Source organism: Sphingomonas tabacisoli (assembly GCF_042678385.1).
Classification (GTDB): domain Bacteria; phylum Pseudomonadota; class Alphaproteobacteria; order Sphingomonadales; family Sphingomonadaceae; genus Sphingomonas_B; species Sphingomonas_B tabacisoli.
This window is the reverse complement of record NZ_JBHUDY010000001.1, coordinates 458,451-485,087: the sequence shown is the minus strand read 5'-3', so window position 1 is coordinate 485,087 and position 26,637 is coordinate 458,451. Positions and strand designations below refer to the sequence as shown.

Sequence of the window (26,637 nt, the reverse complement as noted above, 5' to 3'; positions counted from 1 at the left end):
TATGGTTGCATTCCGTTCCATTGTAATCGCCGCCTTCCTTACGGCGGGCTGTTCGAAGTCGGCGGACACCACAGATCAACATGCAGCAGCCGCGGCGCTGCAAATCGCGATCAGCTATGCCAATGCACACTATCCGAAAGGGACGTTTCAGCCGGATGGCGCAAGGCTAGGGTATTATGTCGAGGACTCTGGCGCGACTTGGAAAATAGACGTTCAACCCGTTGGCTACATGGGCGACGGCCTGCAGGTTCTGGTCCGCAAACACGATATGACAGTGATCAGCGCCCTCCGCACGCAATAAGCGATGTCCGTTTTCCACCCGTTGCAGACATCCCCATTGCGACTATCATCGTCCCGTGACCGAACGGTATGGTGGGCTTTCGCTTGGTGATCGGGTGGGCTGCTTTGCTGCCGTCCTTCTAACTCCCGTGATTTTCCTCGGGCTGTTCTCATTGTTCCTTCCGGACTTTCGCCCGCCAAAAGGAAGCTTTGTGCGGGAGGTATTGCTGCCCACGCTGGCAGCAGGTGGGACGATTTTCTGGATGGTCAGAACTATCGTGGACCTCTTCCGCCGAAGCGGCAGCTAACCACCCATTGTCGACATTCACGTTAATGCGCTCGCAACAGTTGGCGAGCGCGTCTCAGCGACGGCGGGCGCCCTTCCACTCAGCAGCGGAATATTCCACACAGGCTTGAACAACTCCGCAGCGTAGTCGCTTCGTTATCGCGAGCCGAGCCGCCCGGACTAAGGATGGGTCTGAACGCGGATAAACTACAATAACTATGCCGGGCGAAGGGCTCATTTGACGAACACGCCTTAAATAGCGTTGGAACGTGTCAGTGCTTATCGGACTGCGATTCCAGAGGAGCTCCCGTCCACGAACCTCAAGTAAATTGTAAACTGCAAGCTCACCGTTTTCGCACCCGTGGCGTTGCCAACCGTTAGCGAACGGCCGGCATCTCCGATCCCATCCGTCAGCCCACTTCGGATAGCTGTTTTCGGTTGAGGTCGCATGAGGGCTTGTCCAAGCATTTAGGGCGAGCAGCATGCTTGGAAAGAAGTGCGCCATTTCCGCAGCCCTATCACGCTCACGTCGCCTTTCCACCCATTGCGGACGTTCGCGGACTATCTACTCTGGCCTAATGACGCCCACCCGTTTGCTAGTGTTTTCAATGACCGCGCTGACCGCCTGCACCACATTGGACGGATCAACCGCTTTCCTCACACCTTCCGAAGCCCTGCAAAGGGCAGCAGAACTCGACGGGAAGAGGATAAGCATAGGTGGCGTCGTCGATTTGGGGACCAACTCGCGTTGCCTGTATGACTCAACGGCGGCAATCGCAGAACGGAAGGGAGACGGGGCGAGGGTTGTGACGCTTTCCGGCGGCGACCACTTGCTCCAGCGCAGGGGTGAGTTGAACCACCGCTTCGTTATTGTGACAGGGACGTTCAAGAGGGTCTTCAATGCGCCGGATGTGGTTGACCTCTATCAATGCAACGACGCTGGCATTGAGCAGGACACGATCCGACTGGCTCGCCGAGTGCCGAATATCCGCTAACCGCCCATTGCGGACGTTAGGGTGGGATGGGAACCTTCGTTTATGAACGACCAGTCCATGTCCCTTCCGCACCTTGATGTATCCATCGGCTATGACGCGATGCGCATCTTTTTGGAGGCGTATTGGCAGCGGGGTGGCTGCACTTCTGACGACCTCGCAGCCCTGCTTGGAGCCCTTCAACGCATCGAGAATGATGGGATGCCTGTTGACCGAGCAATGTGGTCCGACTGGCTAGAAGCGGTCAATGTAGCCGCTTCGAAGGTCCGCTAACGACCCATGGCGGACGTAAGTGGTGCCGGCTAAACCACCAGCATGTTCAGGAAAAAGAACCTATTGGCATCACTGGACGGTCTTGAGATCGGTGCAACCGACACTAATCACATTCAGTTGGTGCTTCCCGTTGGCCGCACCGCCGTGACGGTTAGGCTTAGCGCTTCAGAAGCGCGCTGGCTGGCATCGGCACTTGAACACTGGGCGACTAGCAGCGAGACAATCCCGTCGGTGCGTCCCGTCGACTGAACGCCCGCAAACCACACATAGCGGACGTCCGCTTACCGCTTGATCTCATACGCCTTCCCCCGGAACGGCTCCGCCTGGCAGCCGAGCAGCGGGTCGAAGCGGGCGGTGCGGCTTGCGAGGAGGGGGACGCTGGCGGTGACGCTCTTTTCCGCCGGGTTCTCGGAGAGGCGGATCTGCTCCATGCCGGGCTCGAAATCCTTGTAGCATTGGGCGAGCGGGCGGTTGCCGATGTAGCGGCAGGCGCAGGCGACCCGCGCGGCATAGCCGGTGCCGAGCTCGAGCTGGGGCCGCATGGAGCGCGCGAAGAGCAAGGCCGCGATGATGAGGGCGGCAAGGATCGCCAGTGCCGACCAGATTATTGTCCGCCGTCGCGCCATTCGCCTCCCCCTCCTCGCCGTGCCAGTCCTGGAGCAGGTTCAGGATGATCCGGCATCGCTTTCTTCTTTCTGCCCTGGTGTCGCCGTCCGAGGCAAATGGGAAGCCGGGAAATCGCCGGGCAGCACCGCCGGAACTCTCGCGCTCCTCGCTCGCTCCTCGCGCTGAGGAGATCGCCGGTGGACGATGTGCGCGACACGCTGAACGAACGCGAGGAAGCGCAGCTCGACGAGCATCGGCCGCCGCCCGCCAAAGTCGTGCACGCCGCCGTGTCAGAGCATGGCGATGAGGAGCTGGACCGCCCTACATCCTCGCTCTTCTGGTCGGCGATCGCGGCGGGCATCGCGATCATGGCGTCGGTTTCGGTGAGCGGCGCGCTGCACAGCTTCCTGCCGGACGCGCCGTGGCGGGAAGCGGTGGTCGCGCTCGGCTACCCGATCGGCTTCCTGATCGTCGTGCTCGGCCGGATGCAGCTCTTCACCGAACAGACGGTGGTCGCGATCCTGCCGCTGGCGCGCGAATTCACCGCCCGCAATCTGGGCCGCGTCGCGCGGCTCTGGGCGCTGGTTTTCACCGGCAACCTGATCGGCACCGCCGCGGTCGCCGCGCTGGCTGCCTATGGCCATGTCCAGTCGGACGAGATGCTCGCCGGCATGGTCGCGGTTTCGGCCAAGCTGCAGGAGCGCGGCGCGTTCGAGACGATGATGCAGGCGATCCCCGCCGGCTTCATCATCGCCGCCGTCGCCTGGGTCCGGTCCGCGGAAAGCCAGGCCGCTTTCCCGATCGTCTTCGCGCTGACGCTGGCGATTGCACTCGGCGGCTTCACCCATGTGATCGCCGGCGCGGCCGAGGCGTTCCTGCTGCTATGGACCGGCCATGCCGATCTCGGCTGGACGTTCGGCACGTTCGTTCTGCCAGCGCTTGTCGGGAACATCATCGGCGGCACCGGCCTGTTCGCGGTGCTCGCCCACGCGCAGGTGAGTCAGGAGATTTGAGGCGCGTCGGTGTCGGATGAAAAGGAAAACAGGCCTTCGACAAGCTCAGGCCGAACGGGGTTTAGAGTTTCGCCAATTGCGATAGGATCGTGCCCATGATCCGCGCCGCATTCGCTTCGCTGCTTCTCCTCGCCGTGCCGGGTGCCGCTGCCCCAGCCGATCCGCTGTTCGGCGCCGACCAGGGCGACACGCGTGCGGTGCTGATGCTGGTCGACGGCAAGGTGGCGCAGAAGCGCTACGCCGCCGGCTATTCCGACGCGAACCGGTTCATAAGCTGGTCGATGGCGAAGAGCGTGACCGCCTTGCTCGTCGGCATGCTGATGACGGATGGGCGGCTACAGCTCGACGCGCCCGCGCCGCTGCCCGAATGGCGGAACGATGCGCGCCGGACCATCACGCTGCGCCAGTTGCTGAACATGTCTTCGGGCCTTCGCCATATCGAGGTCGGGCAGCCGGTCGAGAACAGCGACACCAACCAGACCCTGTTCGTCTCCGGCACGCGCGACATGGCGGCGCGGGCGATCGCGCGGCCGCTGGCGTTCAGGCCGGGCACGCACTTCAATTACGATTCGCTGACGTCGATCATCCTAGCCGAGATCGTCACGCGCACCCTCACCCCCAGCCGCGATCCGCGCGCCCGCGCCGAAGCCTATCGCCGCTTCGCGGAGGAACGGCTGTTCGGACCCGCCGGGGTGAAGACCGCCTTCCTGGAGTTCGACGGGTCGGGCACGCAGATCGGCGGCTCGCTCATCCATATGAGCCTCGACGATTGGGGCCGGATGGGCCGCGTGCTGCTCGACGGCAAAGGCGCGGACGGGCGGCAGATCGTCAGCCCCGAATGGCTCGCCTTCCTGAAGACGCCGGCGCCGACCAATCCGCGTTACGGCGGCCATGTCTGGCTGTCGCCCAACGGCCTCGTTTCGATGCGCGGCCATCTCGGCCAGTTCGTGTTCACGGGAGCGCGGGGCGGCCATTCGGTCGTCCTCATCCGCCTCGGCAACACGCGCGAGGACCGGCTGGATGCGATCGTGCCGACGTTCGAGCGGATTGCGGGCGCCGCACTGCCGCCGGCCTGATCTATTTCCCGCTGGTCGCGCCGCCGCCGACGCATTCGCCGATGCGCTTGCCTTCGGTGTGGACCGCCATCTTCATGCCGCCGTTGCCCGGCGTCTGCATGTCCATCGCCGCGTCCATCGTATAGCTGGTCGGCGAATAGCTGCCGTCCATCGTCATCGCCATCTGCGCGCCCGCGCCGCCCGGGCAGTGCATCTCGGCCTTGATCTTGCCGCCGCCCATTTCGAATTTGTCGTACTTGCACTGGCTGTTCTGCTTGCCGGCGAACATGTCCGAATTGGGCTTCGCAACCTGTTCGGGCGTCAGGCACTGGGTTTCGGTGGAGGTGCGCGCCATCGCCGCCTTCATCTGCTCGGCGACCTGCGGCGGCATGCCGGATGCGTCCTGCAGCTTCGCCTGCGTCACCACCTGCCACTGGCCGGGCTGCAGCCGCACGTCGCTGACCACGCCGCTCTTCTTCACCTGCTGCGCGACTTCGGCCGGCGTCGCGTCCTTGACCTTCACGGTGGGTCCCTTGTTGCAGGCTGTGAGCGCCAGCAGTGCAAGCGCGATCGTCATCCTCATGCCATTCACTCCCCTGTTGCGCCCTGCGTTGCGGGCGCGGCATCGGAGGACCATATCGGCAAGCGATGGCGATTCAAATCCGCACTTCGCTGGCCGAGCCCGAGACCGGCGACACATTCGTTCCGCACAAGCCCAACCGCCCCGAAAAGTCGGAAGGCGGCAAGCGCTTCAAGATCGTGTCCGACTATGAGCCGGCGGGCGACCAGCCGACCGCGATCGCGGAACTGGTCGAGGCCGCGCAGGCGGGCGAGCGCGACCAGGTGCTGCTGGGCGTCACCGGGTCCGGCAAGACCTTCACAATGGCGAAGGTGGTCGAGACGCTGCAGCGCCCGGCGCTGGTGCTCGCGCCCAACAAGATTCTCGCCGCCCAGCTCTATGGCGAGTTCAAGAGCTTCTTCCCCGAGAACGCGGTCGAGTATTTCGTCAGCTATTACGATTACTACCAGCCCGAGGCCTACGTCCCCCGGTCCGACACGTACATCGAGAAGGAAAGCTCGGTGAACGAGGCGATCGACCGGATGCGCCATTCGGCCACCCGGGCGCTCTTGGAGCGGGACGACGTTTTGATCGTCGCCTCGGTCTCCTGTCTCTACGGCATCGGCTCGGTCGAGACCTATTCGGCGATGATCTTCGACCTGAAGAAGGGCCAGACGGTCGATCAGTCGGAGATCATCAGGAAGCTCGTCGCGCTCCAGTACAAGCGCAACGACCAGGCCTTCGCGCGCGGCAATTTCCGGGTGCGCGGCGACAATCTGGAGATTTTCCCGTCGCACTATGAGGACAGCGCCTGGCGCGTCAGCTTCTTCGGCGACGAGATCGAGGAAATCGTCGAGTTCGATCCCCTGACCGGCAAGAAGGCGGCGAGCCTCGATTACGTCCGCGTCTATGCTAACTCGCACTATGTGACACCGGGCCCGACCTTGAAGCAGGCCACCGAGGCCATCAAGTTCGAACTCGCCGAGCGGCTGAAGGAGCTGGTCGCGGAAGGCCGGCTGCTCGAAGCGCAAAGGCTGGAGCAGCGCACCAATTTCGACCTGGAAATGATCGCCGCGACAGGATCGTGCGCGGGCATCGAGAATTATTCGCGCTTCCTGACCGGCCGACTCCCCGGCGAGCCGCCGCCGACCCTGTTCGAATATCTCCCCGAAAACGCCTTGCTGTTCGTCGATGAGAGCCATGTCACCATCGGCCAGGTGAACGGCATGAGCCGGGGCGACCATCGGCGGAAACTGACGCTCGCCGAATATGGCTTCCGCCTGCCCAGCGCGATCGACAACCGGCCGCTGCGCTTCAACGAATGGGACGCGATGCGGCCGCAGACCGTCTATGTCTCCGCGACGCCGGGCGGCTGGGAAATGGAGCAGACCGGCGGCGTTTTTTCCGAACAGGTCATCCGCCCGACCGGCCTGATCGACCCGCCGGTCGAGGTGCGGCCGATCGAGGACCAGGTGGACGACCTCGTCAACGAATGCCGGCAGACCGCGGCCAAGGGCTATCGCACGCTGGTGACGACGCTCACCAAGCGCATGGCCGAGGATTTGACCGAGTATCTCCACGAAGCCGGCCTCAAGGTCCGCTACATGCACTCGGACGTCGAGACGCTAGAGCGGATCGAGCTGATCCGCGACCTCAGGCTCGGCGTCTATGACGTGCTGGTCGGCATCAACCTGCTGCGCGAGGGGCTCGACATCCCCGAATGCGGGCTGGTCGCGATCCTCGACGCCGACAAGGAAGGGTTCCTCCGCTCCGAAACCTCGCTGATCCAGACCATCGGCCGCGCCGCGCGCAACGTGGACGGCCGGGTGATCCTCTACGCCGACACCGTCACCGGATCGATGGAACGCGCGATGCGCGAGACCGAGCGGCGCCGCGAGAAGCAGGAAGCGTACAACCGCGAGCACGGCATCACGCCGACCACGATCCGCCGCAACATCGGCGACATCATCCAGCATGTGGCGAACAAGGACTCGGTGCTGGTCGAGATCGACGAGGACCGGCCGCACATGGTCGGCCACAACCTCCGCGCATACATCGAGGATCTCGAAAAGAAGATGCGCGACGCCGCCGCGAACCTGGAGTTCGAGGAAGCCGCCCGCATTCGCGACGAAATCCGCACGCTGGAACAACAGGAACTCGGCCTGCCCGTCGAAGAGCACAAGGCGCCGATGATGGGGCGGTCAAACGAGGGCAAGCCGGGCACGCGGAAGATGCGGTATGGAAAGACGCAACGGAAGTTTGGGGGGCGGCGGTGAAGGCTACCGGAACGGACCGGACCTCTGTCATTTCCTCGATCAAAATGATGTTGTTAGGGGGACAACATCATGACTCGCCTCGCCAAGCTTTATAGTCGCGCTCGCGCGAACCCTCGCGGGCTCTCGTTTCGTGAGTTCGAGAGGCTCTTGGCGGCGTTTGGCTTTGCCAACGAAAGGACGGTCGGAAGCCATCGGCACTATGTGCATCCCGACGTGCCCGATATCCTTACCGTGCTTCCGCATGGCAAGGAGGTGAAACCCTATCTAGTGCGACGTCTTCTTGCTATGGTCGACGAGTATGGTCTGGGCTTTGACGAATGAGCGCGCCTCCCTATCACATCAATCTGTTTTGGTCGGCCGAGGACGAGTGCTGGATCGCCGACGTACCTGATTTGCGGCATTGCACCTCACACGGCGACTCTCCGCAAGAAGCGTTGACGAACGTACAGGACGCTATGAGCGGCTGGCTGGCGGTCGCGCGAGATCGTGGCATTCCAATTCCGAAGCCGCACTACCGCCCTGCCATCTACGCAGCTCGATTCGCGGCGTAGAATGGCGCATGTCCGCAAAGGACAACTCACGCCCTCGCCGCAATTGTGGAAGCATCTGCGCGACTGGAAGCGCGTGTTCTGGAAGGCCGAGCGGAAGGCTGGCCGAACCGACGCAGCCAGACGCGTCGCCGAGTAGCGAGTTTGAGCGCAAAGGATGGGACGGGGATTAAGGCGCAGCGCGCCTAACCTCGCTCCATGAACCATATCGAAGCTGATCTCGATGCGTATGGCTGTGCGATCATGCCTCGCGTGCTTTCCACCGAGACCTGCGCCGAACTCCGCGCGCTTTGGGGCGACGAAACCTGCTTTCGCAGCCGCATTCACATGGCGCGGCATGGGTTTGGGCGGGGCGAGTATCGCTATTTCTCCTATCCGTTGCCGGAGCCGGTCGCGCGGTTGCGGAACGAGCTCTATCCGCCGCTCGCGACAATCGCGAACATGTGGGCGGAGCGGTTTGGGCAGAGGTCGCGTTTTCCCGAGACGCACGCCGAGTTCCTCGATCGCTGCCATGTCGAGGGCCAGGTGCGGCCGACGCCGCTGATCCTGCGCTACCAGCCCGGCGACTGGAACGCGCTGCATCAGGACGTGTACGGCCCGCACATCTTTCCATTGCAGGTCGCGATCCTGCTGTCGGAGCCGCAGCGTGACTTCGCAGGCGGCGAGTTCGTGCTGACCGAGCAGCGGCCGCGGATGCAGTCGCGTGCCGAAGTCGTGCCGCTCCGCCAAGGCGATGCCGTCGTCTTCCCTGTCCGCGAGCGCCCGGTCCGCGGCACGCGCGGCGATTACCGCGTGCAGATGCGGCATGGCGTGAGCCGCCTTCGCTCCGGATTGCGCTTCACGCTCGGCATCATCTTCCACGACGCACCCTGACGCCGCTGGTCGGCCGAACCCCTCCGGCCGTCGCGCCCCATGCTTGCAACGCGCGGCGGCTCCCGCCATGCGTTCCGTCCAACCGGAACAGGAGCGTGCATGCGGCGGGCGATCGGCTTTTCTCTTCTGATGCTCTCCGCCTGCGTCGCGCCGCAACAGGCCGCGCCGCCGCCGCTTCCCCGCCCGACACCGACGCCCACCCCCACGCCGCTCCCTCCTCCGCCGCCCGCCGACTGGCGAGACCGGGCCTATACGTCCGGCGATTGGAGCTACGCCCGGAGCGGCGGTCAGAGCGAGGCGCGCTATGGCGAGACCGGCGCGCTTCCCCGTCTGGCGCTGACCTGCGATCCGCGTGCCGCCCAGGTCCGAATGACCTGGCCGGGCGCGCCTGCCGGCCCCTTGATCGTCCGCACCAGCGACGGCGACATGACTCTTCAGGCCGCCGCCAGCGACGCCGGCCTGCTGATCGTATTCGCCGCGCGCGACCCGATGCTCGACCGCATCGCCTATAGCCGCGGACGCTTCATGCTGCAGGCGAGCGCGCAGGAGCTGATCGTGCCGAGCTGGCCTGAAATTTCGCGAGTGATCGAGGATTGCCGCTAGGCCGGTGCGAACCGGCGCAACCCGACCAGAATCGTTCGAAAAAATATTATTTGCAAGACTTGATCGGCGACTCGCGCCGATTCACATTCCCGATGCGGGCCAACCGGTTCGCATGGCTTCAACAAGCGAAAGGAGGTGATCCGATGTCTCATGGTTCAGCAGAGAGGTCGGTTCTGTCCGTTCGGGAGCTGCGCGCCTAACGGGCTGCAGCCTTAAGGCTTCCGGGCGGCCTTCCGGCCGCTGACCATGTAAGGGGTTGCCGGGTCTTCGGGTCCGGCAACCTTTTTCATTTTGTGCGCCAGCGCCGCCGCCGCTCGTCGCGCTCCAGCAATTCCTCGCGCACGTGCACGTAGCTGAGCGCCAGGTTGATCTCGATCAGGAACAGCACCAGCCCGGCGACGAGCAAGCTCATGCCAAGCACGAAGGCGATCGCGACCGCGACGCGGAACGGCAGGCCGGCAAGCTGGGTGATGAACAGCAAAGCGACCAGCGCGCACACCACGATCGCGCTGGCGACGATCAAAGCGATCGCCGTGTTGGTCAGCCGCATGCGCCGGTCGACGATCCTGAGCTCCTCGACATAGCGCTGATGCTCTTCGCCTTCGCTGTTGGCGTGCAATTCCTCCAGGACGCGTGAGCGATCGACCACGCGTGCCAGACGGCCGGCGAGGACGTTCAGGATCGATCCGATCCCCGCCAGCAGGAAGACCGGCGCGATCGCGAGCTGGATCGTCTGCGCGATCGAGGAAATGGCGGGCAGGTCGTGCATTGGCGCCGCGATGGCGCGGCCCGGCCTGCCCGGTCAAGTCATCGCGGCTTCTTGAACCGGTACACGAAGCGGTCGGTCTTGCCGCGCACGGCGGGGTCGAACACGTTCTTTGTGTGATCGTCGGCCGAGACGCGCAGCATGTCGCTCTCGCCGTCGAGCACGAAGCCGGCGCGCTTGAAGTCTGCCTTCACCGTTTCCGGATCGATGCGGTGGAGTTTGTCCACGACGGCGCGGGTGTCGCCGGCCGGTCCGACATGGTCGACTACGGCAACGGTGCCGCCGGGCTTCATCGCCGCATAGAGCACCGCCAGCACCTTGTCGGGATCGGTGCGCGGCACCCCGTATTTCTCGCTCTCCCAATAGAAATCGTGATAGTTCAGGTGGATCATCGCGAAGTCATAGCTGTTTGCCGGCATCGCAGTGCGGAAGTCGGTGACGAGCTTTACGTTCGGCTCGCGGGCGAGCAGCGGGTCGAGCTTGTCCTTGGCGCGGTCGGCGAAGCCCTGCGGCTCCCAGGCGACGACGCTACCCTTCGGGCCGACCGCCTGCGCCATGATCTCGGCATAATAGCCGCCGCCGGTCAGCACATCGACCGCGTGCATACCTTTCTTCAGGCCCATGAAGTCCAGCACTTCGGCAGGGTGCCGGCCGGCGTCCATCTCCACCGCGTCGGCGGGCCGGCCCTTGAACGCAACGGCAGGCTGGTAGTCGGCAGGTCGTGCGATGGCGGCGGACGCGCTGGCGAGCGCGATCGAAGCAAGCAGCAAGGGCAGGCGCATGGGTGTTCCCCCGTATCGTTGAGGGGCGCACAATCTGCCTGTTCGCGATGCCGCTCAACCCCCCGCCGTCGAGCGCTTTCGGCGGTTGGTCGACCGGTCAGGCGACCAGCCGGGCTCCCACGACGGCAAGCGTCACGGCCAGGATCGGCGTGAGCGCGCGATCCGAAATGCGGGTCGCGATCAGGCTGCCGACGATGATGCCGGGCACGGAGCCAATCAGCAGCGATACCAGCAGCGAGAGGTTGACCGACCCGAGCGCCAGATGGCCAAGGCCCGCGATAAGAGTCAGCGGCACGGCATGGGCGATGTCCGATCCCACCAGCCGCGCGACGGGAAAACGCGGATAGAGCACCAGCAGCGCCGTCATGCCGAGCGCGCCGGCGCCGACCGACGTCAGCGTCACCAAGGCGCCGAGCAGGACGCCCAGCAGAACGGTGAGCCAGGCAATCCGCCGGTCGTCATAGCGTTCGAATCGTCCGCTCAGCCGCTCGACGATGCGCTTGCGGAAGATCGTCATCACTCCGGTCAGCACCAGCGCCACGCCCAGCAGCTTGGTGATGACGAAGCCGACATCCTCCGCCTTCATCTTCGCGATGCTGAGGGCCGCGAGCGTGATCAGCGTCGCCGGCACGCTGCCGGTCGCCAGCCGCCGCACGACTTTCCAGTCGACCGTGCCGCGCCAGCCATGTACGCCGGTGCCGACCAGCTTGGTCGCCGAGGCATAGAGCAGGTCGGTGCCGACGGCGGTCGCCGGATGGAACGAGAAGATCAGCACCAGGATCGGCGTCATCAGCGAGCCGCCGCCGACGCCGGTCATGCCGACGAGCAGGCCGACCAGCACGCCCGCGATCGAATAGAGCAGGTCGACGTGCACGAAAGGCGTCAGGCCGAGTTCCGCGCAGGCGTGTTGACGCCCATGCTGGCAAGGTAGCGCTTCACGTTGCGCGCCGCCTGACGGATGCGTTGCTCATTCTCGACCATGGCGATGCGAACGAAGCCCTCCCCTTCCTCGCCATAGCCGACGCCGGGGGCGACGGCGACGCCTGCATGGGTGAGCAATTGTTTGGAGAACTCAAGGCTACCTAAATGCGCGAGCGCCGGCGGCAGCGGCGCCCAGGCGAACATCGAGGCGCGCGGCGGCGGGATTTCCCACCCGGCACGGCCGAAGCTTTCGACCAGCACGTCGCGGCGTTTCTTGTAGAGCTGACGGTTCTGCTCGACGATATCCTGCGGCCCGTTGATCGCCGCGACTGCCGCCGCCTGGATGGGGGTGAAGGCGCCGTAATCGAGGTACGATTTCACCCGCGTCAGCGCCGCGATCAGCGTCGGGTTGCCGACAGCGAAGCCCATGCGCCAGCCCGCCATCGAATAGGTCTTGGACATCGACGTGAACTCGACCGCCACGTCCTTCGCACCCGGCACCTGCAGGATCGACGGCGTCGGGCAATCGTCGAAATAGATTTCGGAATAAGCGAGGTCCGACAGGATCCAGAGCCCATGCTCCTTCGCGAACGCGACGACGCGCTCGTAGAAAGCGAGGTCGACGACTTCGGCGGTGGGGTTCGACGGATAGCCCATCACCAGCACCGACGGCTTGGGCACCGTGAAGCGGACCGCCCGCTCCAGGCTCTCGAAATAGCGCTCGTCGGGCGTGGTCGGCACCGAGCGGATCGTCGCGCCGGCGATGATGAAGCCGAAGGTATGGATCGGATAGCTGGGATTGGGCGCCAGCACCACGTCGCCGGGCGCGGTGATCGCCTGCGCAAGATTGGCGAGCCCTTCCTTGGAGCCAAGCGTCACCACAACCTCGCGCTCGGGATCGACCTCGACGCCGAAGCGGCGGGCGTAGTAGCCGGCCTGGGCGCGGCGCAGGCCGGGAATGCCCTTCGACGCCGAATAGCCGTGCGCGTCCGGCTTGCGCGCCACCTCGCAGAGCTTGTCGATCACGTGCGGCGGCGGCGGCAGATCAGGATTGCCCATGCCGAGATCGATGATGTCTTCACCGCCCGCGCGTGCTGCCGCGCGCATCGCATTCACTTCGGCGATGACATAGGGCGGCAGCCGCTTGATGCGGTAAAAATCGTTGTCCATGCCGACAGCCTTACAGAATAGCGCGGCTTCTCTCCACCCAACTCCGCTTGTTTCGCGGCGAAGCTGAACTAGGCGGCCTCGATTCGGATCGCACGGCCACGCCGGCGGGCGAGTTCGCCGGTCCAATCGGGGTGTGCGGCGATCAGGCGCGCGACGGCAGGCCGCGCTGAAATGGGATCGGGTCCGGGCAGCGGTTCGCGCTCGAGCCGGCGCAGCAGCGCCAAGGCCGCCGCGCGCGCCGGATCGGCTTGCACCAGCTCCAGCAGCGACGGCCGCACCCGGCGGCGGACGATCTGGAGAAAGCCGAAGCCATTGACCGCCGTCCGTTCGAACGGCTGCGGAAGGGCGGCGTCGATCGCTTCCGCAGCAGCCTGCCGCCCGCGCTTGTCCGGCAAGGTCGGCAGGTCGATCCCGATCGAGCCGCCGATATTGAACCGGCGGATCGCCCCGCCCGCCGCTCCTGCGCCGGCGATAGCGAGCTCCACCGGCGACAAGTCCCCGTCCACATCGATCACGGTCATCGCCGGCGTCAGAGCGATCCGCAGCAGGCCGCCAGAAAAGGGCACGAGCCCCGTCTCGGCTTGCTCCAGTAGCTCCGACCAACCCGCCTGCTCCAGCAGATCGGGGCCGTGCGCCGGAGCCGCCCGCCCGCCGAGCTCTTCCAGCAATCCCGGCGCAGCCTGCGGCGCCTCATCCGTCGCACGGGCGAGCGGCAGCTTGGGATTCCCGCGCTCCGGAATCGCCTCGCGCACGATCTCGACGGTGAGCGGCGCGCCTTCTGTCAGGCAAGCCGGCACCGACGCCAGCAGCGCCACCTCCCCGCCTTCGAGCGTCACTTCGCCGCGCCCCGCTCTGCCGGCCTTCCGCGTCAGCCGCGCAGCGCAGATCGCCCCGGCCCGCAAATGCCCGTCGTCCCGGTCGATCCGCGCCTCGAGGATATGGCCGTCCTCGACCAGCGCGGCGCGCGTCTCGCCGATGCCGGCTTCGACCAGCCACTCAGCCAAACGGGTAGCCTGAGGCGACCAGCAGCGCCCGCGTCTCGAACAGCGGCAGGCCCACGACGCCCGAATGACTGCCCGCGAGGAAGCGCACGAACGCTTCGGCGCGGCCTTGGATCGCGTAGCCGCTCGCCTTGCCGTGCCATTCGCCGCTGGCGAGATAGGCGTTGATCTCCGCCGCCGTCAGCCGCTTGAACGTGACGATGCTGGTCGAAAGCCGGTGCCGCGCACGGCCTCCCGCATCGATCAGCGTGACCGCGCTATGCACGCGGTGCCGTCGCCCGGACAGCAGCTCCAGGCACTTGCGCGCGGTCGCTTCATCCTCGGCCTTGGGCAAAATCCGCCGCCCAGCCGCCACCACGGTGTCGGCCGCCAGCACCAGCGCGCCCGCCTCGGCGACCGCCAAAGCCTTCTCCGCCGCCAACCGCTCGGCATGCCGCACAGGAAGCTCGCCCGCCCGCACCGACTCGTCGATATCGGCCGGCACCACCGCGTCCGGCACGACGCCGATCCGCGCCAGCAGGTCGAGACGGCGCGGGGAAGCGGATGCGAGGATGAGCTTGGGGCGCGTCACCGTGTGACCCCTTGATGGATCCCGGCCTTCGCCGGGATGACGGCCTGTCGGGGCCGTCACTTGAACCGGTAGGTAATCCGGCCCTTGGTGAGGTCGTAGGGCGTGAGTTCGACGAGCACTTCGTCGCCGACCAGCACGCGGATGCGGTTCTTGCGCATCTTGCCCGCGGTGTGGCCGAGAATCTCGTGATCATTCTCCAGGCGCACGCGGAACATTGCATTGGGGAGAAGTTCGACGACTTGTCCCCGCATTTCCAGAAGTTCTTCCTTGGCCAAGCAGCTGCCTTTGTCTCTGAGGGCGAAAAAATCGCGCCGCCTTAACGAACCGCGGCGCAAAAGGGAAGCGAACGGGCGCGAGGCTAACGAGCTGAAAACCATTTCCCGGCTAATGTGCCGCGCTGGAGGGCCCAACGATGCTCAAGACGATTTCGGTCGGAGAAACCCGGCGCGCCGCGCGGCGGCAGAATTTCATGATTCGCGCCACTATCGGGACGGACGCGGGCGAGGCCTATTCCGGCCGCGTGCGCGACCTTTCGGCGGTCGGCATCAAGATCGAGCTGAACGCAGTGCCGGTCGAGCCGATGAAGCGCGGCGAGAACGTGACCGTGGACGTGCGCGGGATTGGCGCGGTGAAGGCGGAAATCGCCTGGCGGCGCAGCAACTGGTACGGCCTGAAATTCGCGCGGCCGATCAAACCCGAAAAGGCGATCAAGCCGGTCGGCAACGGCCAGCGCACGCCCGATCACATAAAGCCGATCGTCGTGCCGAGCCGCTCGCTCAAATATGTCGAGGGCCTGCGGAAGGACTGACAAGAAAAAGCCCGCCCGGATCGCTCCGGACGGGCCTTTCTTTTCCAGTATCGAAGATCAGCCGACGGCGTGGCCTGCGAGGGCCGCGAGCAGCAGCAGCGCGACGATGTTGGTGATCTTGATCATCGGATTGACGGCCGGGCCGGCGGTGTCCTTGTAGGGATCGCCGACCGTGTCGCCGGTCACGGCCGCCTTATGGGCTTCGGAGCCCTTGCCGCCGTAATTGCCGTCCTCGATATACTTTTTCGCATTGTCCCACGCGCCGCCGCCCGAGGTCATCGAGATGGCGACGAACAGGCCGGATACGATCACGCCCAGCAGCAGCGCGCCCAACGCGGCGAAGCCGTTTGCGGGGCCGCCCACCTGCTTGATCACGAAATAGACGACGATCGGCGCCAGCACCGGCAACAGGCTGGGGACGATCATCTCCTTGATCGCGGCGCGGGTGACCAGGTCGACCGTTCGGGCGTAATTGGGACGGCTGGTCCCTTCCATGATGCCCTTGTTGTCGCGGAACTGGCCACGCACTTCCTCGACCACGGCGCCGGCCGCGCGGCCGACCGCCGTCATGCCCATCGCGCCGAACAGATAGGGGAGCAAAGCCCCCAGCAGCAGGCCGACGATCACGTACGGGTTGGACAGCGAGAAATCGACGGTCAGGTCAGGGAAGAACTCCTTCAGGTCGGTCGTGTAGGCACCGAACAGCACCAGCGCGGCAAGGCCGGCCGAGCCGATCGCATAACCCTTGGTCACTGCCTTGGTAGTATTGCCGACCGCGTCGAGCGCGTCGGTGCGGTTGCGGACTTCGCCTTCCAGCCCCGCCATTTCGGCGATGCCGCCGGCATTGTCCGTCACCGGGCCATAAGCGTCCAATGCGACGACCATACCGGCGAGCGCCAGCATCGCGGTCGCGGCAAAGGCGATGCCGATGATGCCGGCGATCTGGAAGGTCGCGATCACCGCGACGACGATCACCAGCGTCGGCAGCGCAGTCGATTCGAGCGAGACGGCAAGGCCCTGAATCACGTTGGTGCCGTGGCCTGTTTCCGATGCCTTGGCGATCGACTTGACCGGACGGTAGTTGGTGCCGGTGTAATATTCGGTGATCCACACGATCAGGCCGGTGACGGCCAGGCCGATCAGCATGCACCAGAACAAGTCCATGCCGGTGAAGCTCGGGCCGCTTGCCGCCGCCGTCGCAACGTCGGTGCCGGTCGTGAACGGATCCGGGCCGGCGTCGAGCTGCGCCGCGCCGCCGATCGGCGTGTCGAGATCGCCGAGGGTGTATTTGGTGGCGGCATACAGCAGCGGAACCGACAGGATCGCCGTGGTCCAGAAGCCCTTGTAGAGCGCGCCCATGATCGACTGCTTGCCGCCGAGACGCACCATGTAAGTGCCAATGATCGAGGCGATGATGCAGACGCCGCCGATGACGAGCGGCAGCGCCATCAGGCGCAGCAGCTCGGCCGAGCTCGCCTGCACGAGCAGGGCGACCGAGACCATCGTCACGCCCAAAGTCACGACATAGGTTTCGAACAGGTCGGCGGCCATGCCGGCACAGTCGCCGACATTGTCGCCGACGTTGTCGGCGATCACGGCCGGGTTGCGGGGATCGTCCTCGGGGATACCGGCCTCGACCTTGCCGACCAGGTCGGCGCCGACGTCGGCGGCCTTGGTGAAGATACCGCCGCCCAAGCGCGCGAAGATCGAGATCAGCGAGGCGCCGAAGGAAAGCGCGACCAGCGCGTTGATGACGACGCGGTCATCGGGCGCATGACCCTGCACGTCGGTCAGCACGTAGAAGAAGCTGGCGATCGCGAGCAGACCCAGGCCCGCCACGAGCATGCCGGTGATCGCGCCCGAGCGGAACGCGGTGGTGAGACCACCCTGCAGCGAGGTCCGCGCCGCTTCCGCCGTGCGGACGTTTGCGCGCACCGAGATGTTCATGCCGATATAGCCGGCGACGCCCGAGAGCACCGCGCCGACCACGAAGCCGACCGCAGAGACAAGGCCCAGGAATACCGCGACCAGCACGGCGACGACGACGCCGACGACCGCGATCGTCGTGTATTGGCGGCCCAGATAGGCCTTGGCGCCTTCCTGGATGGCGCCGGCGATTTCCTGCATGCGTTCGTTGCCCGCGGGCTGCGACAGCACCTGGCGGCTGGTCACGAAACCATAGACCACCGCAAGCAATCCGCAGGCGATGGCGATGAGTACGACGTTCATCGAAACCCTTTCCCCTAGAGAAATGCGGCTCTTATGCCCCGGCCGCTTTGTCGGGGCGGGGTTATGAGTCGGGTTTTCGCAAAGGGCAAGCGAAACAGGTTAGTCGTGCACCCAGCCGAGCGACGAAGGCAACGCGATAGCCTGTCCGCCGCGTGTCAGGCTGAGCCCACCCCCCGCCGCGAACCGCCCGATCCTTGTGGCGGCGACGGGAAGCGGCAGGTCCGCAGGCGCAGCGAACAGCAGCTCGTAATCGTCCCCCGCCGTCACCGCGCGCATCGGATCGCCGGCGACGGGAACGTCATCGAGGTCGGTCTCGACCGCCAGTCCGCTCGCCTCGGCCATCCGCGCCGCGTCGATCAGCAGCCCGTCCGACACGTCCATCATGGCGTGCACGACCGGCGCGAGCGCCCGCCCCTCCGCCAGCCGCGGCTGCGGGCGGCGATAAGCCTCGATCTCGGGACCCGTTCGGCCGGTCTTGAGCAACTCCAGCCCGACACCGGCGCGACCAATGACGCCGGTCACATAAAGTGCATCACCAGCCTGTGCGCCCTCGCGTGCCGGCGCATGCGCGGAGCGTCCAATCGCAGTCAGGCCGAAACTACGCGGCCCGTTCGCCTTCACTGTATCCCCGCCGAGCAACGGCATTGAGTAGTGCTCAAGTACGGCGCCCAACCCGGCGATGAACGCGGCGTTCCACTCCGCCGGCCCCAAAGTGTAGCCCAGCAAGCACCCCACCGGCTCCGCTCCCTTCGCGGCAAGGTCGGACAAATTCACCGCCACCAGCTTCCACGCTACATCCTCGGGCGGATCGTTTGGAAGGAAATGGACGCCCTCGACGATCATGTCGTGGGTGAACACCAGATCGCCCAGCACCGCCACATCGTCCAGCAACCCCCGCGCCGCCGGATCGCGCGCCAGGCCTCTCAGCGCATCGATGAACTCGGCCTCGTTCACACACCTCTCCCGTCGGGAGAGGTCGAGGCGGCGAAGCCGTCCGGGTGAGGGGATCGGCTGCGCGACGACGGGCACCGTACCCCCTCACCCCGCTCGCTTCGCGAGTCGCCCTCTCCCCCCGGGAGAGGGGAGCTAGTCATCCTCGTCTTCATAGCCGGTGAGATCGAGCGCGCGCGCCTTGATCTGGCGCGTCATGCACCAGTGGATCAGCGCATCCTCGCGGCCGTGCGTGACCCACACTTCCTTCGGCGCGATCTCCAGGATCGTGTCGGTCAGCTCGTTCCAATCGGCATGATCGGAGAGGATCAGCGGCAGTTCGACGTTGCGCTGCACCGCGCGCTGGCGGATGCGCATCCAGCCGGAGGCCATCGCCGTGATCGGATCGGGCAAACGTCGGCTCCAGCGATCGTTCAATGCCCCCGGCGGGGCGAGCACGATTTGCCCTGCGATCTCCGCCTTCGCCACGCCGGTCGCCGGCCGAAGCTCGCCGAGCGGCACGCCATGCGCCGCATAAAGGTCGCACAGCCGCTGCAGCGCGCCGTGGATGTAGATCGGATCGTCATGCCCGCGCAGCCGCAGCTCCGAGATGACTCGCTGAGCCTTGCCGAGCGCATAGGCCCCGACCAGCACGCACCGCTCCGGATTGGCGCGGAGAGCCTCCAGCAATTTGTCGATCTCGTCGCCGGTGTCGGGATGGACGAACACGGGAAGGCCGAACGTCGCCTCGGTGATGAAGATGTCGCACGGCTGCGGCTCGAACGGCGGGCAGGTCGGGTCCGGCCGGCGCTTGTAGTCGCCGGAGACGACGACGCGCTCGCCGCCATGCTCCAGCACGATCTGCGCGGAGCCGAGCACATGGCCCGCCGGCACGAAGCTCACCTGCACGTCCCCCATCCGGATGGTCTCGCCATAGGCGACCGGGTGCGCCGCCTGCTCGCCATAGCGCGCGTCCATGATCGCGAGCGTCTCCGGCGTGGCCCACACCGCGCCGTGGCCGCCTCGGGCATGGTCGCTATGGCCGTGGGTGACGAGAGCGCGCGCCTTGGGCTGCGACGGATCGATCCAGGCATCGGCGGGCGGCACATAGATGCCTTCCGGATGCGGCTCGATCCAGGCGCCGAGCGCGTTCATTCGGTTTCGGGCAGGACCGTGTCGACGGAGCGCGCCGGCGTCCGGCTCGCCAGCCAGCCGCCGATCAGCGCGCCGGCGACCTTCACCGCATAGGAAAGGCCCGTTGTCGCGAAGCTCATTTGCCGCACGTCGCCGACGGTCAGCACGATCAGCACGTCGAGCACGATGTAGAGCACGGCCATCGTCCCTGCGGTGATGATCGCGTCGCGCCCGGCGAAAGGCCGCGCGGCCAGCCAGCCGCAGACGAGCAGGATCAGCCCGCCCAGCACCAAGTCAACGGTCGGCGCCATCTGGGCCGCCTGCGCCTGGAAGCTCGCCATCGCGTCCGCGCCCTTGGGCACGCCGATCATGACGAGGAACACGAGCACGCTGAGCACGGCGAGCAGAATGAGGGACAGGACCGCGAAGGCCGCGGCGCGGATGAAAGGCTGTGTCATGTGCGTCTGGCTAGCCCAACCCGGCTGGATCGCAAACCGTTCCGCTTCGTTGACGAGCCGAACCGTTATCGGAGGAGAGAGTAATGGGCTCCGTCTGGATCATCTTTCTGGCGCTCGCCACCATCGCGCTCGGGCTTGTCATGTTCACCGGCATGATCCGCAATCGCAAGCACAACAGCCCGTCTGAAATCGCCCGCACCGAGCAGGCGACCCGCGAGTTCCGCGAACGCGGCGCCGACAATGCACCCGAGGATCGGGTGGAGCGGTAGACACGCTAGGTCTGTCATGCCGGACTTGATCCGGCATCTGCCTTGCCTTTTGCGAGCTTACGGAAAGAAGAAGGTGGACCCCGGATCAAGTCCGGGGTGACGAGGTGTTTTTGAATTCTCTCCCGACGCAACTCGCCGAGTGGTTCGCCGCCAAGCGCTGGAGCCCGCGGCGGCATCAGCTCGAAATGCTGGAGGCGGCGCGGCGCGGGGAGCATGCGCTGCTGGTTGCGCCCACCGGCGCCGGCAAGACGCTCGCCGGCTTCATGGCCAGCCTCGCCGAGCTCATCGAGCAGCCGGCCGATGGCCTCCACACCCTCTACGTCTCGCCGCTGAAGGCGCTCGCGGTCGACGTGCAGCGCAACCTGCTGACGCCGATCGCCGAAATGGGCCTCGACATCCGCGTCGAGACCCGCACTGGCGACACGCCGTCCGACCGCAAGGCGCGGCAGCGGGTGCGCCCACCGCAAATGCTGCTGACGACGCCGGAGTCCCTGAGCCTGCTACTCTCCTATCCCGACAGCTTCACGATGTTCGCGAGCCTCAAGACGATTGTCGTCGACGAGGTCCACGCCTTTGCCACCGGCAAGCGCGGCGACCTGCTCGCGCTGTCGATGGCCCGGCTGCAGCGGATCGCGCCCAATCTCCGCCGCGTCGCGCTCTCCGCCACCGTCGCCGATCCCGACGGCTACCGCGCCTGGCTCGCCCCCGACGGCGATATCGACGCGGTCACGCTAGTCCAGGGCGAGAAAGGCGCCGACCCGCACATCTCGATCCTGATTCCCGAGGACCGCATCCCTTGGGCGGGCCATTCGGGGCGCTACGCCGCGGCGCAAGTGATGGCGGAGATCGAGACGCACAAGACGACGATCGTCTTCTGCAACACGCGCAGCCTCGCCGAGCTGATCTTTCAGGACCTATGGGCGGTCAATGAGCTGAAGCTGCCGATCGGCATCCACCATGGCAGCCTCTCGGTAGACGCGCGCCGCAAGGTCGAGCAAGCGATGGCGGACAGCCGGCTGCGCGCCCTGGTCGCGACCGCTTCGCTCGATCTCGGCGTCGATTGGGGCGATGTCGATTGCGTGATCCAGATGGGCGCGCCCAAGGGCGCATCCCGGCTGGTGCAGCGTGTCGGCCGCGCCAATCACCGGCTGGACGAGCCCTCCGAAGCGATCCTCGTCCCCGGCAACCGCTTCGAATATCTGGAAGCGCGCGCGGCGCTCGACGCCGTCACCGCGGGCGAGCTCGACAACGATGTCTTCCGCACCGGCGCGCTGGACGTGCTTGCCCAGCATATCATGGCCTGCGCCTGCGCCGCGCCGTTCGAGGAAGCGGGACTGCTCGACGAAATCCGCTCCGCCCTCCCCTATTCGGCGCTGACCGACGAGCGCTTCGGCCAGGTGCTGAGCTATATCCAGTCGGGCGGCTATGCGCTGAAGGCCTATGACCGGTTCAAGCGGCTGACGCGCGATCCCGACGGAACGTGGCGCGTCAGCCACCCCAGGTTCGTGACGCAGCACCGTCTGAACGCCGGCATCATCGTCGAGGCGACGATGCTGAACGTCCGCTTCCGCAATGGCCGCACCGTCGGCAAGGTCGAGGAGAGCTTCGCCGCCACGCTCTCGCCCAAGGACACGTTCTTCTTCGCCGGGCTGGTCCTGGAAGTGGAGAAGATCGAGGTCGAGGACCTGATCGTGCGCGCCACCTCAAAACCCGCGCGCATTCCCACCTATGGCGGCGCGCGCATGCCGATCTCGACGCACTTGGCCGACCGCGTCCGCGCCTTCCTCGCCTCGCCGCAAGAATGGCCGCGTTTTCCCGACGACGTGCGCGAATGGCTGGAAATGCAGGCCCGCCGCTCGGCGCTGCCCGGCCCCGACCAGCTCCTGATCGAGACCTTCCCGCGCGAAGGCCGCCACTACATGGTCGTGTACAGCTTCGAAGGCTGGAACGCGCACCAGTCGCTCGGCATGCTGGTCACGCGGCGAATGGAGACGCTCGGCATCAAGCCGCTCGGCTTCGTCGCCAGCGATTATGCGATCGCCACCTACAGCCTTGAGCCGGTCAGCGATCCCCGCGCGCTCTTCTCGCCCGACATATTGGAGCACGAGTTCGTTGACTGGGTGCAGCAATCCTCGCTGCTCAAGCGCGCCTTTCGCGAAGTCGCCGTGATCGGCGGCCTGGTCGAGCGCCAGCACCCAGGCAAGCGCAAGACCGGCAAGCAGGTCAGCTTCTCGACCGATCTGATCTACGACGTGCTCCGCCGCTACGAGCCCGACCATTTGCTGCTGCGCGCCGCCTGGGAGGATGCCCGCGCCAAGATGACCGATGTCGGCCGCTTGGCGAACCTGCTCGACCGCGCGAACGATACGATGCTGCATGTCAGCCTCGACCGCGTCAGCCCGCTGGCGGTGCCGGTGCTGGTGCTGATCGGGCGCGAGCGGGTCGCGCAAGGCACGGTCGACGACTTGCTGTTGATCGAAGCGGAAGCGCTCGTCGCCGAAGCGATGTCGACCGATTGACACTTTCCCGGAACAGGCAGAGCCTCCGATCAAAGGAGAGACTGCAATGTTCGCGATGTTGTTGGCGCTGGCGGCAGCGAGCGAAACGCCTCCGCCCGATTCCGCGAACGTCGCGCTGGGCGCCGACCGCCACGCCCGGATGACCGTTCCGGTCAGGATCGCCGGCTCCGAGGCCTTTCCCTTTGTCATCGACACCGGCGCCGAGCGCACCGTGATCTCGCGCCAGCTCGCCGATCGTCTGGGGCTCGCTCAGGGGCCTGTCCGCAACCTCGTGACCGTCACCGGCGCCGGCAAGGTCAACACCGTGCTGGTGCCGTCGCTCGAGCTGTCGGGCTCGAAAGTGAAGGAAATCGAAGCGCCCGCGCTCGATCAGGCGCATATCGGGGCCAGCGGCATGCTCGGCATCGACAGCCTGCAGACCCGCCGCGTGCTGCTCGACTTCAAGAAGAACGAGATGAAAGTGGTTCCGTCGCGCTATGCGGGCGACACCGATCCGGACACGATCGTCGTCACCGCGCGCAGCAAATACGGCCAGCTCATCCTCGTCGATTCGCGCTTCCTCGGCGAAAAGGTGCAGGTGATCATCGACACCGGCGCGCAGACCAGCATCGGCAATCTGGCCCTTCTGAAAAGAATTACTCAGCGCAAGAAGGCGCCGGTAACCCGGACGGTCACCGTCACCAGCGTGACCGGCCAGACGCTGGAGGCGCAATTCGCCCAGATCGAGCGTATCCAGATCGGCGGCGTCGACATGAACAACATCCCGGTGGCCTTCACCGACGCCGAACCGTTCAAGCGCTTCGGCCTCGCCAACAAGCCGGCGCTGCTGCTCGGCATGGACGCGCTCCGCCTGTTCGAACGCGTCTCGGTCGATTTCGCGAACAAGCAAGTCCGCTTCATCATGCCCGACGGCGCATCGCTCACCGGCCGCACACTGATGGCGGCCAGATAATCTGATCGCGTCATTCCCGCGAAAGCGGGAATCCACCTTTTCTTTCTCGCGGCGATGGAGAACAAGAACGGCGGGCCCCGGATCGATCCGGGGGTGACGGGAGAGAACATTGCATCTGAAGAACCTGCTCGGCGCTGCCAGCGCCGCCGCCCTGCTTGCCCAGCCGCTCGCCGCCCAGACCCTCAGGCCCGACCAGGCCCAGTTCCGCGAACTGTATCAGGAGCTGGTCGAGACCAACACGACGCTCTCGGCCGGAAGCTGCACCGAAGCCGCGCACAAGATGGGCGCGCGCCTCAAAGCCGCGGGCTTTTCTGACAGCGATATCACCTATTTCGCGACGCCCGAGCATCCGAAGGAAGGCGGGGTCGTCGCCGTGCTGAAAGGCACCGACGCCAAGGCCAAGCCGATGCTGCTGCTCGCCCATATCGACGTGGTCGAGGCGAAGCGCGAGGACTGGACCCGCGACCCGTTCAAGCTCGTCGAGGAGAACGGCTTTTTCTACGCCCGCGGCTCGGCCGACGACAAGTCGATGGCGGCGATCTGGACCGACAGCCTGATCCGCTTCAAGCATGAGGGCTTCCGCCCCAAGCGCACGATCAAGATGGCGCTGACCTGCGGCGAGGAAACCACCTACGCGTTCAACGGCGCCGAATGGATCGCCAAGAACAAGCCCGAGCTGATCGCGGCGGGTTTCGCGCTCAACGAAGGCGGGGGCGGCCGGCTCGACCCGCAGGGCAATCGCCAGATGCTGGTCACCCAGATCGGCGAGAAGGCGACACAGAATTACCGGCTGGAGACCACCAATCCGGGCGGCCACAGCTCGCGGCCGGTTCCGGACAACGCGATCTACGAGCTCGCCGATGCCCTCGAAAAGGTCCGGGCCTATGAGTTCCCGGTCCATTTCAACGACGTCAACCGCGCCTTTTTCACCAACACGTCCAAGATGCTGGGCGGCGAGACGGGCGCGGCGATGACGGCGTTGATCGCCAATCCCAACGACGCCGCGGCGGACAAGATCGTCTCAGCAGACCCGACCTTCCATTCGATGCTGCGCACCACCTGCGTCGCGACTTTGCTGGACGGCGGTCACGCCAACAACGCACTGCCCCAGCGCGCCGGCGCCAATGTGAACTGTCGCATTGCGCCCGGCGAAACCGTCGAGACCACGCAAGCCGCGCTCGAAAAGGCGATCGGCGACCCGAAGGTGAAAGTCACCGCCGTCCCGCCGATCCGGCCGCTCGCCGTCACCCCGCCGCTCGACCCGAAGATCATCGGCCCGTCGCAGACGCTCGCGAAGAAATATTTCCCCGGCGTGCCGATGACGCCGGTGATGTCGACCGGCGCGACGGACGGCATCTTCCTCGAGGCGATCGGCATCCCGGTTTACGGCGTGCCCGGCATCTTCGGCGAGTCCGACGGCAACGGCGCGCACGGCCTCAACGAGCGCATCCGCGTCCACTCGCTCTACGAAGGCCGGGATTATCTCTACGACCTCGTCAAGCTGTACGCGAACGCCTCGTGATGCTGGCATTCCTTCTCGGGGCTGCCGCCGCCGCGCAGCAGCCCGCCGTTTCGCCCGCGATCCGTGCGCTGCATGAGCGGCTGCTGGTGCTCGACACCCATCTCGACACGCCGGTCAATCTCGGCCGGCCGGGATGGAATTTCGCCCAGCGCCACAGCTTCACCGACGACATCAGCCAGATCGACCTGCCGCGGATGAAGGAAGGCGGCCTCGATGGTGGCTTCTTCGTCATCTACACGCAGCAGGGTCCTCTGACGGCCGAAGGCTATGCGGCAGCCAAGGCGCACGCCTGGCGACGCGAGGCCTGGATCCGCGCGATGGTGCGCCAGCTTCCGAACGAGATGGAACTGGCCTTCACGCCGGATGACGCACGGCGGATTGCCGCCAAGGGCAAGCGCGCCGTCTTTCAGTCGATAGAGAACAGCTATCCGCTGGGACCGACGGTCGCGACGATGAAGGACTTTTACGACGTCGGCGTCCGGCTCGCCGGCCCGGTGCATAATGGCGACAACCAGTTCGCCGATGCAACCAAGGGCGGCAAGCGGACCTGGGGCGGCCTCAGCTCGCTCGGCCGCGAGTGGGTCAAGGAAGCGAATCGCCTCGGCATCCTGGTCGATCTCAGCCATTCGTCGGACGAGACGGTCGACCAGGTGCTGGAGCTGTCGAAGGCGCCGGTGATCCTGTCGCATTCCGGCCCGCGTGCGCTCTACGACAGTCCCCGCAATCTGGACGATGCGCGGATCAAGAAGATCGCGGCCAAGGGCGGCGTGATCCAGGTCAACTCGGTGTTCCTGGCGCCGATGGACGATCGGCCGGAGCGCGACAAGCTTTCGGGCCAGTGGGAGTCGCTAGAAGACGCGAGCCCGAGGGAAGCCCGGGAGGCGGGTCAGGCCTGGGCACGGCTGGAAGCGACCAAGACCGCCAATCCGGTGACTTTCGACCGCTTCATGGAAAGCCTGCTCTATGTGCTGAAGCTGGTCGGTCCCGACCATGTCGGCATCGGCATGGACTGGGACGGCGGCGGCGGGCTGATCGGGATGAACGATATCTCCGGCCTGCCTCGCATCACGGCTGCGCTGAAGAAGGCGGGCTATTCGGACGCGGACGTTGCCAAGATCTGGAGCGGCAACCTGCTCCGCGCGCTTGGCGAGGCGCAACGGCTGGCCACCAAGTAACGTCATGCCGGACTTGATCCGGCATCCACCTTCTTCCGTGCGCTGGAGTAAGAAGGTGGACCCCGGA

At 65.7% G+C, this 26,637-nt stretch carries 30 protein-coding genes; 17 read left to right on the top strand and 13 right to left on the bottom strand.

All coding sequences use genetic code 11. The features are described from left to right. Nucleotide 1: 1 nt before the first annotated feature. From ACFSCW_RS02745 to ACFSCW_RS02730, 4 genes are all read left to right on the top strand, one after another. Nucleotides 2-301, top strand: a complete 300-nt coding sequence (locus tag ACFSCW_RS02745; RefSeq protein ID WP_380886648.1) for a hypothetical protein — start codon at nt 2-4, stop codon at nt 299-301. A 55-nt stretch (nt 302-356) separates the two neighbouring features. Further along, nucleotides 357-587: a hypothetical protein gene (locus ACFSCW_RS02740; RefSeq protein WP_380886646.1), complete on the top strand. Its 231-nt coding sequence runs from the start codon at nt 357-359 to the stop codon at nt 585-587. A 586-nt stretch (nt 588-1,173) separates the two neighbouring features. Beyond that, on the top strand, nt 1,174-1,560 hold the full coding sequence (locus tag ACFSCW_RS02735; protein WP_380886644.1) for a hypothetical protein: 387 nt from the start codon (nt 1,174-1,176) through the stop codon (nt 1,558-1,560). Nucleotides 1,561-1,602: 42 nt separating this feature from the next. Then, a complete protein-coding gene (locus ACFSCW_RS02730) occupies nt 1,603-1,830 on the top strand; it encodes a hypothetical protein (protein WP_380886641.1) in 228 nt (75 codons plus the stop codon). Nucleotides 1,831-2,111: 281 nt separating this feature from the next. Here ACFSCW_RS02730 and ACFSCW_RS02725 read toward each other — a convergent pair whose 3' ends face one another. After that, the gene (locus ACFSCW_RS02725) at nt 2,112-2,456 is read right to left on the bottom strand and encodes a hypothetical protein (protein WP_380886639.1); all 345 of its coding nucleotides are present in this window, start codon (nt 2,454-2,456) and stop codon (nt 2,112-2,114) included. 177 nt (nt 2,457-2,633) lie between these two features. On the opposite strand from ACFSCW_RS02725, the gene ACFSCW_RS02720 reads away from it, so the two are divergent. Together ACFSCW_RS02720 and ACFSCW_RS02715 are read left to right on the top strand one after the other, a co-directional pair. After that, nucleotides 2,634-3,449 carry a formate/nitrite transporter family protein gene (locus ACFSCW_RS02720; protein ID WP_380886637.1) on the top strand — a complete coding sequence of 272 codons (816 nt, stop codon included), beginning with the start codon at nt 2,634-2,636 and terminating at the stop codon, nt 3,447-3,449. A gap of 95 nt (nt 3,450-3,544) precedes the next feature. Next, complete coding sequence (locus ACFSCW_RS02715) at nt 3,545-4,525, top strand: serine hydrolase domain-containing protein (RefSeq protein WP_380886635.1); 981 nt, start codon at nt 3,545-3,547, stop codon at nt 4,523-4,525. 1 nt (nt 4,526) lies between these two features. On the opposite strand, the gene ACFSCW_RS02710 is transcribed toward ACFSCW_RS02715, so the two are convergent. Then, on the bottom strand, nt 4,527-5,087 hold the full coding sequence (locus ACFSCW_RS02710; protein WP_380886633.1) for a DUF3617 domain-containing protein: 561 nt from the start codon (nt 5,085-5,087) through the stop codon (nt 4,527-4,529). A 65-nt stretch (nt 5,088-5,152) separates the two neighbouring features. Here ACFSCW_RS02710 and uvrB point away from each other — a divergent pair, with 65 nt between their 5' ends. From uvrB to ACFSCW_RS02685, 5 genes are all read left to right on the top strand, one after another. Then, nucleotides 5,153-7,339 (top strand): excinuclease ABC subunit UvrB, encoded by a 2,187-nt coding sequence (gene uvrB / locus ACFSCW_RS02705; RefSeq protein WP_380886631.1) that lies wholly within the window; start codon nt 5,153-5,155, stop codon nt 7,337-7,339. Between the two features lie 69 nt (nt 7,340-7,408). After that, on the top strand, nt 7,409-7,660 hold the full coding sequence (locus tag ACFSCW_RS02700) for a type II toxin-antitoxin system HicA family toxin (RefSeq protein ID WP_380886628.1): 252 nt from the start codon (nt 7,409-7,411) through the stop codon (nt 7,658-7,660). Next, nucleotides 7,657-7,890, top strand: a complete 234-nt coding sequence (locus tag ACFSCW_RS02695; protein ID WP_380886626.1) for a type II toxin-antitoxin system HicB family antitoxin — start codon at nt 7,657-7,659, stop codon at nt 7,888-7,890. Before ACFSCW_RS02700 ends, ACFSCW_RS02695 begins: the two co-directional genes overlap by 4 nt. A 195-nt stretch (nt 7,891-8,085) precedes the next feature. After that, a complete protein-coding gene (locus ACFSCW_RS02690) occupies nt 8,086-8,760 on the top strand; it encodes a 2OG-Fe(II) oxygenase (RefSeq protein WP_380886624.1) in 675 nt (224 codons plus the stop codon). Between the two features lie 99 nt (nt 8,761-8,859). Beyond that, entirely contained in the window at nt 8,860-9,363 is a 504-nt protein-coding gene (locus ACFSCW_RS02685; RefSeq protein ID WP_380886621.1) for a hypothetical protein, read from the top strand. A gap of 286 nt (nt 9,364-9,649) precedes the next feature. On the opposite strand, the gene ACFSCW_RS02680 is transcribed toward ACFSCW_RS02685, so the two are convergent. The 7 genes from ACFSCW_RS02680 to infA form a co-directional block, all read right to left on the bottom strand. Next, the gene (locus tag ACFSCW_RS02680) at nt 9,650-10,132 is read right to left on the bottom strand and encodes a DUF2721 domain-containing protein (RefSeq protein ID WP_380886618.1); all 483 of its coding nucleotides are present in this window, start codon (nt 10,130-10,132) and stop codon (nt 9,650-9,652) included. Nucleotides 10,133-10,170: 38 nt separating this feature from the next. Next, on the bottom strand, nt 10,171-10,911 hold the full coding sequence (locus tag ACFSCW_RS02675; protein ID WP_380886615.1) for a class I SAM-dependent methyltransferase: 741 nt from the start codon (nt 10,909-10,911) through the stop codon (nt 10,171-10,173). A gap of 97 nt (nt 10,912-11,008) precedes the next feature. Next, entirely contained in the window at nt 11,009-11,785 is a 777-nt protein-coding gene (locus tag ACFSCW_RS02670) for a sulfite exporter TauE/SafE family protein (RefSeq protein ID WP_380886612.1), read from the bottom strand. 8 nt (nt 11,786-11,793) lie between these two features. Then, a complete protein-coding gene (locus ACFSCW_RS02665; protein ID WP_380886611.1) occupies nt 11,794-13,002 on the bottom strand; it encodes an LL-diaminopimelate aminotransferase in 1,209 nt (402 codons plus the stop codon). Nucleotides 13,003-13,070: 68 nt separating this feature from the next. Continuing rightward, nucleotides 13,071-14,006, bottom strand: a complete 936-nt coding sequence (locus tag ACFSCW_RS02660; RefSeq protein WP_380886609.1) for an Rne/Rng family ribonuclease — start codon at nt 14,004-14,006, stop codon at nt 13,071-13,073. Continuing rightward, complete coding sequence (locus tag ACFSCW_RS02655) at nt 13,999-14,574, bottom strand: Maf family protein (protein ID WP_380886606.1); 576 nt, start codon at nt 14,572-14,574, stop codon at nt 13,999-14,001. Before ACFSCW_RS02655 ends, ACFSCW_RS02660 begins: the two co-directional genes overlap by 8 nt. 56 nt (nt 14,575-14,630) lie before the next feature. Further along, nucleotides 14,631-14,849 (bottom strand): translation initiation factor IF-1, encoded by a 219-nt coding sequence (infA, locus tag ACFSCW_RS02650; protein WP_003049127.1) that lies wholly within the window; start codon nt 14,847-14,849, stop codon nt 14,631-14,633. Nucleotides 14,850-14,986: 137 nt separating this feature from the next. On the opposite strand from infA, the gene ACFSCW_RS02645 reads away from it, so the two are divergent. Then, nucleotides 14,987-15,382, top strand: coding sequence for a PilZ domain-containing protein (locus ACFSCW_RS02645; protein WP_380886604.1), 396 nt, complete (start codon nt 14,987-14,989; stop codon nt 15,380-15,382). Nucleotides 15,383-15,439: 57 nt separating this feature from the next. On the opposite strand, the gene ACFSCW_RS02640 is transcribed toward ACFSCW_RS02645, so the two are convergent. From ACFSCW_RS02640 to ACFSCW_RS02625, 4 genes are all read right to left on the bottom strand, one after another. Beyond that, entirely contained in the window at nt 15,440-17,611 is a 2,172-nt protein-coding gene (locus ACFSCW_RS02640; protein ID WP_380886603.1) for a sodium-translocating pyrophosphatase, read from the bottom strand. 99 nt (nt 17,612-17,710) lie between these two features. Beyond that, nucleotides 17,711-18,565: a thiamine-phosphate kinase gene (thiL, locus tag ACFSCW_RS02635; RefSeq protein WP_380886601.1), complete on the bottom strand. Its 855-nt coding sequence runs from the start codon at nt 18,563-18,565 to the stop codon at nt 17,711-17,713. Nucleotides 18,566-18,697: 132 nt separating this feature from the next. Beyond that, a complete protein-coding gene (locus ACFSCW_RS02630; RefSeq protein WP_380886599.1) occupies nt 18,698-19,696 on the bottom strand; it encodes a ligase-associated DNA damage response exonuclease in 999 nt (332 codons plus the stop codon). Continuing rightward, the gene (locus tag ACFSCW_RS02625) at nt 19,693-20,133 is read right to left on the bottom strand and encodes a hypothetical protein (protein WP_380886597.1); all 441 of its coding nucleotides are present in this window, start codon (nt 20,131-20,133) and stop codon (nt 19,693-19,695) included. Before ACFSCW_RS02625 ends, ACFSCW_RS02630 begins: the two co-directional genes overlap by 4 nt. An 83-nt stretch (nt 20,134-20,216) precedes the next feature. Between ACFSCW_RS02625 and ACFSCW_RS02620 the strand changes: the two genes are divergently transcribed. From ACFSCW_RS02620 to ACFSCW_RS02600, 5 genes are all read left to right on the top strand, one after another. Continuing rightward, nucleotides 20,217-20,402 carry a hypothetical protein gene (locus tag ACFSCW_RS02620; RefSeq protein WP_380886595.1) on the top strand — a complete coding sequence of 62 codons (186 nt, stop codon included), beginning with the start codon at nt 20,217-20,219 and terminating at the stop codon, nt 20,400-20,402. 104 nt (nt 20,403-20,506) lie between these two features. Next, nucleotides 20,507-22,921 (top strand): ligase-associated DNA damage response DEXH box helicase, encoded by a 2,415-nt coding sequence (locus ACFSCW_RS02615; protein WP_380886593.1) that lies wholly within the window; start codon nt 20,507-20,509, stop codon nt 22,919-22,921. A 46-nt stretch (nt 22,922-22,967) separates the two neighbouring features. Continuing rightward, nucleotides 22,968-23,873 (top strand): aspartyl protease family protein, encoded by a 906-nt coding sequence (locus tag ACFSCW_RS02610; RefSeq protein WP_380886591.1) that lies wholly within the window; start codon nt 22,968-22,970, stop codon nt 23,871-23,873. A gap of 109 nt (nt 23,874-23,982) precedes the next feature. Further along, a complete protein-coding gene (locus tag ACFSCW_RS02605) occupies nt 23,983-25,395 on the top strand; it encodes a M20/M25/M40 family metallo-hydrolase (protein ID WP_380886589.1) in 1,413 nt (470 codons plus the stop codon). After that, nucleotides 25,395-26,570: a dipeptidase gene (locus ACFSCW_RS02600; protein ID WP_380886588.1), complete on the top strand. Its 1,176-nt coding sequence runs from the start codon at nt 25,395-25,397 to the stop codon at nt 26,568-26,570. The genes ACFSCW_RS02605 and ACFSCW_RS02600 overlap by 1 nt, the downstream gene beginning before the upstream one ends. The last annotated feature ends 67 nt before the right edge of the window (nt 26,571-26,637 follow it).

What these genes read in the sequence shown, in the direction of transcription:
- ACFSCW_RS02745 (WP_380886648.1), top strand. Translation starts at nt 2, where the DNA reads ATGGTTGCATTCCGTTCCATTGTAATCGCCGCCTTCCTTACGGCGGGC.
- ACFSCW_RS02735 (WP_380886644.1), top strand. Translation starts at nt 1,174, where the DNA reads ATGACCGCGCTGACCGCCTGCACCACATTGGACGGATCAACCGCTTTC.
- ACFSCW_RS02730 (WP_380886641.1), top strand. Translation starts at nt 1,603, where the DNA reads ATGAACGACCAGTCCATGTCCCTTCCGCACCTTGATGTATCCATCGGC.
- ACFSCW_RS02725 (WP_380886639.1), bottom strand. Translation starts at nt 2,456, where the DNA reads ATGGCGCGACGGCGGACAATAATCTGGTCGGCACTGGCGATCCTTGCC.
- ACFSCW_RS02715 (WP_380886635.1), top strand. Translation starts at nt 3,545, where the DNA reads ATGATCCGCGCCGCATTCGCTTCGCTGCTTCTCCTCGCCGTGCCGGGT.
- ACFSCW_RS02710 (WP_380886633.1), bottom strand. Translation starts at nt 5,087, where the DNA reads ATGAGGATGACGATCGCGCTTGCACTGCTGGCGCTCACAGCCTGCAAC.
- uvrB (WP_380886631.1), top strand. Translation starts at nt 5,153, where the DNA reads ATGGCGATTCAAATCCGCACTTCGCTGGCCGAGCCCGAGACCGGCGAC.
- ACFSCW_RS02700 (WP_380886628.1), top strand. Translation starts at nt 7,409, where the DNA reads ATGACTCGCCTCGCCAAGCTTTATAGTCGCGCTCGCGCGAACCCTCGC.
- ACFSCW_RS02695 (WP_380886626.1), top strand. Translation starts at nt 7,657, where the DNA reads ATGAGCGCGCCTCCCTATCACATCAATCTGTTTTGGTCGGCCGAGGAC.
- ACFSCW_RS02690 (WP_380886624.1), top strand. Translation starts at nt 8,086, where the DNA reads ATGAACCATATCGAAGCTGATCTCGATGCGTATGGCTGTGCGATCATG.
- ACFSCW_RS02685 (WP_380886621.1), top strand. Translation starts at nt 8,860, where the DNA reads ATGCGGCGGGCGATCGGCTTTTCTCTTCTGATGCTCTCCGCCTGCGTC.
- ACFSCW_RS02680 (WP_380886618.1), bottom strand. Translation starts at nt 10,132, where the DNA reads ATGCACGACCTGCCCGCCATTTCCTCGATCGCGCAGACGATCCAGCTC.
- ACFSCW_RS02675 (WP_380886615.1), bottom strand. Translation starts at nt 10,911, where the DNA reads ATGCGCCTGCCCTTGCTGCTTGCTTCGATCGCGCTCGCCAGCGCGTCC.
- ACFSCW_RS02665 (WP_380886611.1), bottom strand. Translation starts at nt 13,002, where the DNA reads ATGGACAACGATTTTTACCGCATCAAGCGGCTGCCGCCCTATGTCATC.
- ACFSCW_RS02645 (WP_380886604.1), top strand. Translation starts at nt 14,987, where the DNA reads ATGCTCAAGACGATTTCGGTCGGAGAAACCCGGCGCGCCGCGCGGCGG.
- ACFSCW_RS02640 (WP_380886603.1), bottom strand. Translation starts at nt 17,611, where the DNA reads ATGAACGTCGTACTCATCGCCATCGCCTGCGGATTGCTTGCGGTGGTC.
- ACFSCW_RS02630 (WP_380886599.1), bottom strand. Translation starts at nt 19,696, where the DNA reads ATGAACGCGCTCGGCGCCTGGATCGAGCCGCATCCGGAAGGCATCTAT.
- ACFSCW_RS02625 (WP_380886597.1), bottom strand. Translation starts at nt 20,133, where the DNA reads ATGACACAGCCTTTCATCCGCGCCGCGGCCTTCGCGGTCCTGTCCCTC.
- ACFSCW_RS02620 (WP_380886595.1), top strand. Translation starts at nt 20,217, where the DNA reads ATGGGCTCCGTCTGGATCATCTTTCTGGCGCTCGCCACCATCGCGCTC.
- ACFSCW_RS02610 (WP_380886591.1), top strand. Translation starts at nt 22,968, where the DNA reads ATGTTCGCGATGTTGTTGGCGCTGGCGGCAGCGAGCGAAACGCCTCCG.
- ACFSCW_RS02600 (WP_380886588.1), top strand. Translation starts at nt 25,395, where the DNA reads ATGCTGGCATTCCTTCTCGGGGCTGCCGCCGCCGCGCAGCAGCCCGCC.